Origin of the sequence: Streptomyces sp. NPDC005393 (assembly GCF_040606675.1) — a bacterium.
In the GTDB taxonomy this organism is placed as follows: Bacteria; Actinomycetota; Actinomycetes; order Streptomycetales; family Streptomycetaceae; genus Streptomyces.
The window spans coordinates 17,083-28,430 of the sequence record NZ_JBEXFG010000035.1; the positions used below are offsets into that span (position 1 = coordinate 17,083).

Here is an 11,348-nt window from a genome sequence, read left to right on the forward strand (position 1 = left end):
TCGCGCCTACGTACCCCGTTCTTCACCATGAAGACCACGTACGGGAAGTAGTCGGCGTCGTTGAGCAGGGCAGCGTGCCGGTAGCCTGCCACCTTGTCACTGATGCGGGCGGGGGTCCCGCCAGGTCTGCCGGGACACTTGGCGGCACCGGCTTTTGACAGGAACCCCCGTCGCATCACGGTGGGGGCTGTGCTCGGCCTGAGCCAAGGCCTTCTGCCGTGCGACTTCCCGCGCACGGGCCATAAGGTCCCGGACATGCCTGTTGGAGCGATACGGCCGGATGCCCCGCCGCATCGTGGGCCTGCAATTCTTCAGGGGTCATCCGGCGGTCAGAGGATCGCCCCGGGGGTGTAGGCCGCGGCCTCCGGGTGCTGCTTGACGATCTCCTCGATCCGGGAGACGACCGCACCGACCTGATCGGCGGCGGCGCCCGTGAACGACAGCTTGTCGGCCATCAGCGCGTCCAGTCCCGCCCGGTCCAGCGGGATCCGGGCGTCGGCGGCGAGCGAGTCGAGCAGCTCATTGCGCTCGGCGCCCTGCTCGCGCATCGCGAGCGCCGCGGCGACCGCGTGCTCCTTGATGGCCTCGTGGGCCACCTCGCGGCCCACCCCGGCCCGCACGGCGCCCATCAGGACCTTCGTCGTCGCGAGGAAGGGCAGATAGCGGTCCAGCTCGCGCGCGACGACGGCGGGGAAGGCGCCGAACTCGTCCAGCACGGTCAGGAAGGTCTCCAGTAGGCCGTCGAAGGCGAAGAACGCGTCCGGCAGCGCGACCCGGCGCACCACCGAGCAGGACACATCGCCCTCGTTCCACTGGTCGCCCGCCAGCTCGCCGGTCATCGAGGCGTAGCCGCGCAGGATGACGGCGAGGCCGTTGACGCGCTCGCAGGAGCGGGTGTTCATCTTGTGCGGCATCGCGGACGAGCCGACCTGGCCCGGCTTGAAGCCCTCGGTCACCAGCTCGTGCCCGGCCATCAGCCGGACCGTCTTGGCCAGCGAGGACGGGGCGGCGGCCAGCTGCACCAGGGCGGTGACGACGTCATAGTCCAGCGAGCGCGGGTAGACCTGGCCGACCGAGGTGAACGCCTGGGCGAAGCCCAGGTGCCCGGCGATCCGCCGCTCCAGCTCGGCCAGCTTCTCGGTGTCGCCGCCGAGCAGGTCGAGCATGTCCTGAGCGGTGCCGACCGGGCCCTTGATGCCGCGCAGCGGGTAGCGGTTCAGCAGGTCCTCGAGGCGTCCGTACGCCACCAGCAGCTCGTCCGCCGCGGTCGCGAACCGCTTGCCGAGCGTCGTGGCCTGCGCCGCGACATTGTGCGACCGGCCCGCCATCACCAGCTCGGCGTGTTCGGCGGCCAGCTTGCCGAGCCGGGCCAGCACCGCGACCGTACGGTCCCGTACGAGCTCCAGGGAGAGCCGGATCTGGAGCTGCTCGACGTTCTCGGTGAGATCGCGGGAGGTCATGCCCTTGTGGACGTGCTCATGACCGGCGAGGGCGTTGAACTCCTCGATACGGGCCTTCACATCATGCCGGGTGACCTTCTCGCGCTCGGCGATCGAGGCCAGGTCGACGGTCTCCAGCACCCGCTCGTAGTCGGCGAGGGCGGCGTCCGGCACCTCGATGCCGAGGTCCTTCTGGGCGCGCAGCACGGCAAGCCACAGCCGCCGCTCCAGCGTCACCTTGTACTCGGGGGACCACAGGACAGCCAGCTCCGCGGAGGCGTAGCGGTTGGCCAGGACGTTCGGAATGCGCGGCTTACCAGTCACGTGCACAGAGTCTACTGGCCGATTCCGCAGGCCAGACCGGTGGCCGGGGTGGCCTCCCACGAGGCCCCGCACAAGACCCCGCACGAGGCCCCGCACGAGGCCGCCGCACAAGCCCGGCGGTCAGGCCCGGGGGCGGCAGCGGTGCGTCCCGAGCATGATGAGCGCATGGCGATGACCCACATCTACTTCGAGGGCGGAGCGCGGAACGGGACCACCGTCAGCTGGAATGTGGAGCCCGGCGCGGACATCTACGACGACAACATCTTCCGGCCGCCCGAGCTGTACCGGCGGACGAACCGGACCAGGGTCATCGGGCGGATCGAGTATGTCGTCTTCCGCTACGACCCGTCGGGGACCCGGCCGGGGCCGCGCCCCTGAGCCCCCGCACGCCCCCGCGCGGCCGCGCAACGGATACCCCGGTTGGACCGCGCCGGGTTCCGTCGGGGGCGGAGCGGGGCAGTCTGGTCGGCGTGGATGCCTTTGAATGCGACCGTACGACCATGGCCATCGTCGCCGCCGCGCTCGCCGACGACGGAGAGGGCGCGGCGGCCCTCCTGGAGCCGCTCGAGACGCGTGATGTGTGCCGGGTCGCCGTCCGGCTCGCCGCGATGGCCGCCGACGCGCTGCTGGCGGTGGCCGAGGAGGGCGGAGGCGGCCGGGAGGAGGCGCTCGCGCACTGGCAGGCGTGCATCATCGCCCATGAGTCCAGACGTGGCGAGGAGTGAGGGGCCCGGTGGCCGAGGGGCGCCGCGCCCCTCGGCCACCGGGCCCGCGCCCGCGCCCGTCAGGCGACCAGCTCGCGCAGCACGTCCTCCATCGTGACCAGCCCCTCCAGCCGGCCGTCCGCGTCGATGACCGCCGCGAGATGGGTGCCGCTGTCGCGCATCGCGGTGAGCACGTCGTCCAGCGGCGTCTGGGACCGCACCCGGGGGATCGGGCGCAGCTGCTCGGGGCGGAACGGCCGGTCGCGCGGCAGGGCGTCGAGCGCGTCCTTGACATGCAGATAGCCGAGGATCCGCCCGGAGTCGTCGACCACCGGGAACCGGGAGAAGCCCGACTCGGCCGCCAGCCGCTCCAGCTCCTCGGGGGTCACCCCGAGCCGCGCCGAGACCACCCGGTCCATGGGCAGCACCACATCCCGTACCCGCCGGCGGCCGAGCTCCAGCGCGTCCCGCAGCCGCTCGGTGGCCCGCTCGTCCAGCAGTCCGGCCTGGCTCGAGTCCGCGACCAGGCGGGCCAGCCCGTCATCCGAGAACGTGGCGGCGACCTCGCCCGTGGGCTCGACCCGCATGAGCTTCAGCAGTCCGTTCGCGAGGGCGTTGACTCCGAAGATCACCGGACGCAGGGCGCGCGCGAGCCCGACCAGCGGCGGGCCCAGCAGCAGCGCGGTGCGCACCGGCTCGGCCAGTGCCACGTTCTTCGGCACCATCTCGCCGAACAGCATGTGCAGATAGGTCGCCGCGGTCAGCGCGATGACGAACGAGACGGGGTGGACCAGGCCGAGCGGCAGCCCCACCACATCGAAGACCGGCTCCAGCAGATGCGCGATGGCCGGCTCCGCGACGGCACCCAGCACCAGCGTGCACAGCGTGATGCCCAGCTGCGCCGCGGCCAGCAGCGCGGAGACGTGCTCCAGACCCCAGATCACCGCCCGCGCCCGGCGGTCGCCCCGCTCGGCGTACGGCTCGATCTGGCTGCGCCGCACCGAGATCAGGGCGAACTCGGCGCCGACGAAGAAGGCGTTGACGACCAGTGTCAACAGGCCGATCAGCAGTTGCACCGCGGTCATCGGTCCGCCCCCTCGTCGCCCTCATGGCTGCCTTCGGCGGCGGGCAGCGGTGCCCGCAGCCGTACCCGGGCGGCCCGGTGGCCCGCCGCGTTCACCACTTCCAGACGCCAGCCCGCCAGCTCGACGGTCTCGCCGACGGCCGGGATCCGGCCGAGCTCGGTCGCGATCAGCCCGGCCAGGGTCTCGTACGGGCCCGGGGGGACCCACAGCCCGATCTCCTCCAGCTGATCTATACGGGTCGCGCCGTCCGCGTCGTACAGCGCCCGGCCCTCCGCGTCCACGCCCGCCGGGGCCAGCTGGGGCCTCTCCTTCGGATCGTGCTCGTCGCGGACCTCGCCGACGACCTCCTCGACGATGTCCTCCAGGGTGACGACGCCGGCGGTGCCGCCGTACTCGTCGATCACCACGGCCATGGTGTTCTTGCCCGAGAGCCGGTCCAGCAGCCGGTCCACGGTGAGCGACTCCGGTACGAACAGGGGCTCGCGCATCAGATCGGACACCGGGTGGCGGAGCCGCTGCTCGGCGGGGATCGCCAGGACGTCCTTGATGTGGACGATGCCGACGACGGTGTCCAGGTTGCCGCGGTAGACGGGAAAGCGGGACAGTCCCGTGGCGCGCGTCGCGTTGGCGACGTCCTCGGCCGTGGCCCGAACCTCCAGCGCCACGACCCGCACTCGCGGGGTCATCACGTTCTGCGCGGTGAGCTCGGCCAGGTTGAGGGTGCGGACGAACAGCTCCGCGGTGTCCTCCTCCAGCGCGCCCTGCTTGGCGGAGTGCCGGGCGAGCGCGATCAGCTCCTGCGGGCCGCGCGCGGAGGCCAGCTCCTCGGCGGGCTCCAGGCCCATTCGGCGCACGGTGCGGTTCGCGGTGTTGTTGAGGTGCGTGATCAGCGGGCGGAAGGCGGCGCTGAAGACGCGCTGCGGGGTGGCGACGGCCTTCGCGACCGTCAGCGGCCGGGAGATCGCCCAGTTCTTGGGGACCAGCTCGCCGACGACCATCAGGACGACCGTCGACAGGGCGGTGCCGGTCACCAGCGCGACCGAGTGGACGGCGGAGTGGGGCACGCCGATCGCTTCGAGCGGCCCGGCCAGCAGGACGGCGACGGACGGCTCGGCGAGCATGCCGACGACGAGGTTGGTGACGGTGATGCCGAGCTGGGCGCCGGAGAGCTGGTACGTGAGGCTCCGCACGGCCTTGAGCGCGCTCGCCGCGCGGCGGTCCCCCCGCTCCGCCTCCCTTTCGAGCTCGCTGCGCTCGACCGTGGTCAGCGAGAACTCCGCCGCGACGAAGGCGCCACAGGCGAGCGCCAGGAGGAGCGCCACGGCCAGGAGGAGGACTTCGGTCATCGGTTCACCTCCGTCCCATGATCCGGCAGGGACGGGAGGAATGCGCGATGTCGACTACGACTACTGGGAGGCTCGCCCATGGGCGGACGCTCACACCTTTCACTCGGCGGACGACTACATCCATGGTAAAGGATCGGCAAAGTAGGGTGGTTGGGGGGACGGGCGTCAGGAGCCCAGCGGCTTGACCCAGCGGCTCCACTGCGGCTGGCGGGCATAGCCGGCCGCGGTCCAGGCGTGGTGGGCGAGCGGGTTCTCGTCCAGCACCATCGCGTCCCCGCGCCGTCCGCCCAGCGCCGCGAACCGCTCCTCGGCCGCCGCCAGGAGCGCGGTCGCCGTACCCCGGCGGCGGTGCTCGGGGTGGACGGCCAGCCGGTACAGATGGCAGCGCCAGCCGTCGAAGCCCGCGATCACGGTCCCGGCGAGCGCGCCGTCGCGCTCGGCCAGCAGCAGCGCCTCCGGGTCGCGGGCGATCAGCCGGGCCACCCCGTCCCGGTCGTCGCTGATGCTGGTGCCCTCCGCCGCCTGCTTCCAGAAGGCGAGCACATCGTCCAGGTCCGAGGCCACCGCGGCCCGTATCCGAAGATCGTCCATGGCCGCATCCCATCATCCGGCGCCCGCGGCGTCGACGGGATTCCCTGGATCAGCTGCCGCGCAGCTCCTCGATGACGGGGGCGAACGCCTCCATGTTGGGGTCCAGCACCGTGAAGTACGAGAAGCCGAACCGCTCGCGGTGCGCCCGCAGCTGATCCGCCATGTCCTTGGGGCTGCCGAGCAGCAGGGCGGGGTGGGCCAGCAGCTGGTCCTCGCTGAGATCCGGTGCGTACCGCGCCAGCTCACGGGCCGTGGCGCGCGGGTCGTCGGTGTCCGACACCACCTGGATCAGATAGTTCAGCTCGGCCGGCTCGCCGGCCCCGCCGGGTTTGGCCTCGGCGGCGAAGCGGCGGTACGTCGCCACCCGCTCCTCCAGCGCCTCGGGGCTGATCAGATGCATGGTGCCCGGGGGCTTGCCGGGCGCCTGCACCGCCCCGGTGAAGGCCGCGATCTCCGCGTGGCGGGCGGCCAGCCGCAGCAGCCGGTCGCCGTTGCCGCCCAGCAGCAGCGGCGGACGCGGCGTCTGCGCGGGGCGCGGCCGCTGCTCGGGGTCGGCCGGCAGCCGCTCCAGCACGTGGACGGTCTGCTCCAGATGGTCCACCCGCTCGCGCGGTGAGCCGAACGGCAGCCCGGCGCTGTCGTGCTCGGCCTTGACATAGCCGGCGCCCAGCCCCAGCTCCAGCCGCCCGCCGGTGAGCGTGTCGCAGGTGGCCACCTCGCGCGCCAGGAGGGTGGGATTCCAGAAGCCCGCGTTGAGGACGAAGGTGCCGAGCCGCGGGCGCTCGGTCGCCTCGGCTGCGGCGATCAGCGCCGGGAACGGCGCGGGCAGGCCGAGATGGTCGGGGACCAGCAGTACGTCATAGCCGAGCCGCTCGGCCCGGTGGCACTTCTCCCGCCAGGCCGAGGCCGATTCGAGGGTGAGCAGATTGACGCCGAAACGGAACGGCCATGCCATGAGCCCTCCTTGAGCGCGGATACCGCGAACGTACCGGAGAATGGCTCCGCTTGGTGTGGTGCGGCCTCATTCATGGGAGATGGCGGCGAGGACGTTCATCCGGGACGCCCGCAGTGCGGGCAGCAGCGCCGCGACCAGCCCCACCACGACCGAGCCGACGACGACGGTGACGACCGTCGACCACGGGATCGCGAGGGCCTTCATCCCCTCCAGGGCCAGTACCCGCCACATCGCCACGCCCCATACCAGCCCCAGCCCGAGCCCCAGCACCGCGCCGAACACCGCGATGACCACCGACTCCAGCCGGACCATACGGCGCGTCTGCCGGCGGGACAGCCCGATCGCGCGCAGCAAGCCGATCTCGCGGGTGCGCTCGATGACCGCCAGCGCGAGCGTGTTGACCACGCCGAGCACCGCGATCACGATCGCGAGCCCCAGCAGCGCGTACACCAGGTAGAGCAGCACGGCGATCTGGTCATGGACCAGCCGCTTGTAGTCGGCCTGGTCACGGACCTTGACCTGCGGGAACGGCGTCAGCACACGCTCCAGGCCCGTCCGCAGGGCCTGCGGGTCGGTGCCGGGCGCGGCGCGGACGTAGAGTGCCGAGTCCTGGCCGCCGGGCAGATACCGCTGCGCGGTGGCCGTCCCCAGGGTGATGCCGCCCTCGGGGCCCACGCCGTTCCCGGACACCGGCTTGCTGAGCGCACCGACGGTGAGGCGGGCCGTACGGCCCTCCGGGAACGTCACCGCGATACGGCTGCCGACGCGTACGCCGTGCCGCGCGGCGAAGGTCCGCTCCATGCCGATCCGGTCGCTGCCGAGGGCCGCCGCCGTGTTGCCGGCCGTGTAGGTGAGATGGACGACGCGGTCGAGCCCCCGGTCGTAGGCGGAGCCCTGCGTCCGGACCGTCCTGCCGTCCGGCAGCGCCAGTTTCATCGGCACGGTCCGCTGGCGTACCAGGGTGCCGACCCCGGCCACGCCCCGTACCCGCTCGGTGATCTCCTGGGGGAACGGGCTCCCGAAACGGGAGTTCTGGAGCACGAAGTCGGCCCCGAGCACCTTCCCGACCTGCTCGTCGAAGGACTTCGTCATCGACGACCCGGCCACCGCCATCCCGGTGACCAGCGCGAGCCCGACCATCAGCGCCGAGGCCGTGGCCCCCGTACGCCGCGGATTGCGCAGCGCGTTGCGCCGGCTCATCCGCCCGACCGGGCCGAACACCCGGGGGAACGCGGCGCCCAGCACCCGCACCAGGGGGCGCACCAGCAGGGGGCCCGCCACCACCGTGGCGATCAGCGTCAGTGCCACCCCGACCCCCAGCAGCGCGGCCGCCGTCCCGGCCCCGCCGCTCAGCGCACAGCCCGCCAGCGCGGCGACCCCGGCCGCCCCGACGGCCAGGCCCGCGACCGCCCGCGTCCGCAGCGGCTGCCCGGCGCCCGCCACCTCGACATCGGACAGCGCGGCCATGGGGGAGACGGCCGCCGCGCGGCGCGAGGGCAGATACGCCGCGACGAAGGTGACCCCGATGCCCACCGCGTACGCCGCCACCGGGGTCGGCCAACGGACGACCAGCCGCGCCGTGTCGAGATGCATCCCGAGCAGGCCCAGCAGCCTGACCAGCCCGGCCGCGAGCCCGATCCCCGCCGCCAGGCCGAGCGTCGAGCCCGCCAGGCCGAGCAGCACCGCCTCGGTGAGCACCGACCGGCGCACCTGACGGCGGTCGGCGCCGAGCGCGCGCAGCAGCCCGAGCTCACGGGTGCGCTGGGCGATGAGCATGGAGAACGTATTGACGATCAGGAAGACGCCGACGAGCACCTCCACCCCGGCGAAGCCGAGCATCACATACTTGATGACCTTGAGGAACTGGCCGAAGGACTCGGCGTCCGACCTCGCCTGCTCGGCGCTGGTCTTCAGCTCGTACGCGTCCCCCGTGCTCCGTAGTACGGAGGCGATCCGCCGCTTGAGGACCGCGTCGGAGACGCCCGGGGCGGCGCCCGCCTTGATGGAGGTCGCGGCGCCGGCCTTGCCCAGCAGCCGGGCCGGGGCCGTCGCCGGGTCCAGGAAGACCATCGCCGCGCCCGGGTTGGTGGTGGTGAAGCCGGCGATGCCCACGAGCCGGACCCGGAAGGTGCCGGGGGCGGCGACCACCCGCAGGGTGTCGCCGATCGCCAGGTGCCGCTTGTCCGCCGTATCGGCGTCGATCAGGGCCTGATGGGCACCGCGCGGCGCGGTGCCGGAGGTCAGCCGCACCGGGCTGCGCTCACCCACGTGCCAGTCGGAGGCGACGGTCGGGGCGCCGGTCGTCGGCCCGACCTCCTGGTTCCGGGAGTTGACCACGGTGACGTCGCTCACCGTGGTGTCCGCGTAGGCGCCGGCCACGCCGTCGACGGCGGCCACGCGCCGCTGGAGCGCGGCGGGCAGGGTGGCGGTGCGCCCCGATCCGTAGCGGCCCCCCTCGTCGAACCCGGTCTTCGGCGACACCGTCACATCGGCGGCCGTCGAGGCGAAGAGCCGGTCGAAGGTGCGGGTGACGGTGTCGGAGAAGACGAGGCTGCCGGCGACGAACGCCACCGACAGCACCACCGCGAGTGCGGACAGCAGCAGTCTGCCCTTGTGGGCGAGAAAGCCGCGCAGCGTGGCCCGGAGCACCTCGGGCTCAGCTCAGCGGGTCCGGGCCGCCCCCGGACGTCGGGGTGTACGCCCGGGTGAAGATCTGCATGCGCTCCAGCACCGCGTCGGCCGTGGGGTGCGACATCCGGTCGACGATCCGCCCATCGGCGAGGAAGAGCACCAGATCGGAGTGGGCGGCGGCACTCGGGTCATGGGTGACCATGACCACCGTCTGGCCCAGCTCGTCGACCGCCTCCCGCAGAAAGCGCAGCACCTCCAGGCCCGCCCGTGAGTCGAGATTGCCGGTCGGCTCGTCCGCGAAGATCAGCTCGGGGCGGGAGGCGAGCGCGCGGGCGCACGCCACGCGCTGCTGCTGTCCGCCGGACAGCTGGGCGGGCCGGTGTTTCAGCCGGTCCCGCAGCCCGAGGGTATCGATGACCCGGTCCAGCCACTCCGGGTCGGGCTCATGGCCCGCGATGTCCATCGGCAGGGTGATGTTCTCGGCCGCGTTGAGCGTGGGCAGCAGATTGAACGACTGGAACATAAAGCCGATCCGGTCGCGGCGCAGCCGGGTCAGCTCCTTGTCGCCCAGCCCGGTGATCTCGGTGTCGCCCAGCCAGACCTGGCCCGCGGAGACCGTGTCGAGACCCGCCAGACAGTGCATCAGAGTGGACTTGCCGGATCCGGACGGGCCCATCACCGCGGTGAACCGGCCGCGCTCGATCTCCACATCCACCGCGTCCAGCGCGAGCACCGCCGTCTCGCCGCTGCCGTACGCCTTGGTCAGGGCCACGGCACGGGCCGCCGCGCGGGCGCCGCCGTCCGCGAACCCGTCCGTCTTCGTCGCCGCCGGTGTGGACACGATGCCTCCCCGTATCGGAACGTCTGCTCCTCGATGGTAGGGATTCACCCCCGGGTGCGCGCGCTTGCTGCTGCTAGCAAATATGCGCTAGCGTGAGAGCGTGCCGAAGACACAGCTGAACGTCCGGGTCGACGAGGCCACCGCGGAGGTGGCCCGGGAGCGTGCGCTGCAGCGGGGGATGAGCATGAACCGCTATATCGAAGAGCTGGTCCGGCAGGACGCGGGCGAGGCGGGCCACACCTTTGTGGAGGCCGCCGCCGACTTCATGAAGCAGTACCGGTCCGTCTTCGACGAGGAGTTCGGCAAGGAGTCCGGCGACGAGGGCGAAGCGCGCCCTTGAACGTGCGTATCGATCTCGCCTGGCTCTTGATGATCGCCGAACACAATACGCCGGGGGACCCCCGGGTCACCGACTACGGTGCGCTCGTGGCCGCCGTGAGCCGCCATGAGGCGGAGATATTCGGCACCCCCATCTACACCGACCCCCAGACCCGCGCCGCCGCCCTGTTGCAACTGCTGCTTCTGGTCCCGGCGCTGGAGCGGTCCAACGCGCTGTTCGCCTCGGCCGTCGCCTACGCCTATCTCGTGGCGAACGGGCTGAAGATCGCGACGTCGCCGGAGCGGGTGCGGGATCTGGCGCGGTTGGTGAAGGACGGGAGGGCGGATGTGCACACGATCGCCGACGAGCTGCGCACCTGGAGCGTCTAGGTCTCCCCACCCGGCCGCCGGGCCACGCCGAGCACACAGGGGGACGTGGGGAGAGGGACGCCGCGGTCGGGGATCCGCAGGCGGCGGTGGGTGACCGGCTCGAAGCCCGCCCTCGCCATTTCCCACCGCACCTCACGGCCCGTATGACAGCCGCCGAACACCAACGGCCACACCGTCCGGTCCAGCGCCCGCTGCGTCGTGGCCAGGATCCGGCCGTCCGCGCGGCCGTGTTCGAGGAAGCGCAGCTCGCCACCCGGGCGTAGGACCCGCAACAGCTCCCCCAGCGCACGCTGGACGTCGCGTACGGAACACAGCACCAGACACGCCACCGCCGCGTCGAAGGCCTCGCTCTTGACCGGCAGCGCCTCCGCCACACCCGGCACCACATCCACCGGCACCGCCGCCCGCAGCCCCGCGCCCGTGGCCAGGCGGCGCAGATGCCGCTCGGGCTCGATGGCGACGACCTCCGAGACGGTGCCGGGGTAGTGCGGGAAGTTCAGGCCGTTGCCCGCGCCGATCTCGATGACCCGGCCGGACAGTCCGGCCAGCAGTTCGTGCCGCAGCTCACCGACCCCCGCCCGCTCGTCGGCCAGCGGGCCGAGCCTGGCGTAGCAGCGGGCGAAGAGCGGATGGTGGACGGCGTCACGTGGGGACTTGCGGCGTACGGGCATGGGTGACACCCCTTTCCCGGCGGGACGGTCGGTAACCGGTACCGGGATTCTGC

At 72.4% G+C, this 11,348-nt stretch carries 12 protein-coding genes; 4 read left to right on the plus strand and 8 right to left on the minus strand.

The features are described 5' to 3' along the window. Positions 1–329: 329 nt before the first annotated feature. The gene (purB, locus tag ABZS71_RS25255; protein ID WP_356213793.1) at positions 330–1,763 is read right to left on the minus strand and encodes an adenylosuccinate lyase; all 1,434 of its coding nucleotides are present in this window, start codon (positions 1,761–1,763) and stop codon (positions 330–332) included. A gap of 165 nt (positions 1,764–1,928) precedes the next feature. On the opposite strand from purB, the gene ABZS71_RS25260 reads away from it, so the two are divergent. Together ABZS71_RS25260 and ABZS71_RS25265 are read left to right on the plus strand one after the other, a co-directional pair. Continuing rightward, on the plus strand, positions 1,929–2,141 hold the full coding sequence (locus ABZS71_RS25260; RefSeq protein WP_356213795.1) for a hypothetical protein: 213 nt from the start codon (positions 1,929–1,931) through the stop codon (positions 2,139–2,141). 122 nt (positions 2,142–2,263) lie between these two features. After that, positions 2,264–2,488, plus strand: coding sequence for a hypothetical protein (locus ABZS71_RS25265; protein ID WP_355842750.1), 225 nt, complete (start codon positions 2,264–2,266; stop codon positions 2,486–2,488). Positions 2,489–2,547: 59 nt separating this feature from the next. Here ABZS71_RS25265 and ABZS71_RS25270 read toward each other — a convergent pair whose 3' ends face one another. The 6 genes from ABZS71_RS25270 to ABZS71_RS25295 form a co-directional block, all read right to left on the minus strand. Continuing rightward, positions 2,548–3,552, minus strand: coding sequence for a hemolysin family protein (locus tag ABZS71_RS25270; protein WP_355842286.1), 1,005 nt, complete (start codon positions 3,550–3,552; stop codon positions 2,548–2,550). Beyond that, complete coding sequence (locus tag ABZS71_RS25275; protein ID WP_355842289.1) at positions 3,549–4,898, minus strand: hemolysin family protein; 1,350 nt, start codon at positions 4,896–4,898, stop codon at positions 3,549–3,551. Before ABZS71_RS25275 ends, ABZS71_RS25270 begins: the two co-directional genes overlap by 4 nt. A 165-nt stretch (positions 4,899–5,063) precedes the next feature. Next, positions 5,064–5,489, minus strand: coding sequence for a GNAT family N-acetyltransferase (locus tag ABZS71_RS25280; RefSeq protein WP_356213797.1), 426 nt, complete (start codon positions 5,487–5,489; stop codon positions 5,064–5,066). Positions 5,490–5,538: 49 nt separating this feature from the next. Beyond that, complete coding sequence (locus ABZS71_RS25285; RefSeq protein ID WP_356213799.1) at positions 5,539–6,444, minus strand: LLM class F420-dependent oxidoreductase; 906 nt, start codon at positions 6,442–6,444, stop codon at positions 5,539–5,541. 66 nt (positions 6,445–6,510) lie between these two features. Further along, positions 6,511–9,093 (minus strand): ABC transporter permease, encoded by a 2,583-nt coding sequence (locus tag ABZS71_RS25290; protein ID WP_356213801.1) that lies wholly within the window; start codon positions 9,091–9,093, stop codon positions 6,511–6,513. Positions 9,094–9,100: 7 nt separating this feature from the next. Next, the gene (locus tag ABZS71_RS25295; protein WP_356213803.1) at positions 9,101–9,916 is read right to left on the minus strand and encodes an ABC transporter ATP-binding protein; all 816 of its coding nucleotides are present in this window, start codon (positions 9,914–9,916) and stop codon (positions 9,101–9,103) included. A gap of 100 nt (positions 9,917–10,016) precedes the next feature. Between ABZS71_RS25295 and ABZS71_RS25300 the strand changes: the two genes are divergently transcribed. Together ABZS71_RS25300 and ABZS71_RS25305 are read left to right on the plus strand one after the other, a co-directional pair. Continuing rightward, positions 10,017–10,256 carry an antitoxin gene (locus ABZS71_RS25300; RefSeq protein ID WP_355842304.1) on the plus strand — a complete coding sequence of 80 codons (240 nt, stop codon included), beginning with the start codon at positions 10,017–10,019 and terminating at the stop codon, positions 10,254–10,256. Then, positions 10,253–10,624, plus strand: coding sequence for a fic family toxin-antitoxin system, toxin component (locus ABZS71_RS25305; protein ID WP_356213805.1), 372 nt, complete (start codon positions 10,253–10,255; stop codon positions 10,622–10,624). Before ABZS71_RS25300 ends, ABZS71_RS25305 begins: the two co-directional genes overlap by 4 nt. On the opposite strand, the gene ABZS71_RS25310 is transcribed toward ABZS71_RS25305, so the two are convergent. After that, positions 10,621–11,295 (minus strand): methyltransferase domain-containing protein, encoded by a 675-nt coding sequence (locus tag ABZS71_RS25310; protein WP_356213807.1) that lies wholly within the window; start codon positions 11,293–11,295, stop codon positions 10,621–10,623. The genes ABZS71_RS25305 and ABZS71_RS25310 overlap by 4 nt on opposite strands. Positions 11,296–11,348 lie beyond the last annotated feature (53 nt).

What these genes read in the sequence shown, in the direction of transcription:
- ABZS71_RS25280 (WP_356213797.1), bottom strand. Translation starts at nt 5,489, where the DNA reads ATGGACGATCTTCGGATACGGGCCGCGGTGGCCTCGGACCTGGACGAT.
- ABZS71_RS25260 (WP_356213795.1), top strand. Translation starts at nt 1,929, where the DNA reads ATGGCGATGACCCACATCTACTTCGAGGGCGGAGCGCGGAACGGGACC.
- ABZS71_RS25270 (WP_355842286.1), bottom strand. Translation starts at nt 3,552, where the DNA reads ATGACCGCGGTGCAACTGCTGATCGGCCTGTTGACACTGGTCGTCAAC.
- ABZS71_RS25285 (WP_356213799.1), bottom strand. Translation starts at nt 6,444, where the DNA reads ATGGCATGGCCGTTCCGTTTCGGCGTCAATCTGCTCACCCTCGAATCG.
- ABZS71_RS25310 (WP_356213807.1), bottom strand. Translation starts at nt 11,295, where the DNA reads ATGCCCGTACGCCGCAAGTCCCCACGTGACGCCGTCCACCATCCGCTC.
- ABZS71_RS25265 (WP_355842750.1), top strand. Translation starts at nt 2,264, where the DNA reads ATGGCCATCGTCGCCGCCGCGCTCGCCGACGACGGAGAGGGCGCGGCG.
- ABZS71_RS25275 (WP_355842289.1), bottom strand. Translation starts at nt 4,898, where the DNA reads ATGACCGAAGTCCTCCTCCTGGCCGTGGCGCTCCTCCTGGCGCTCGCC.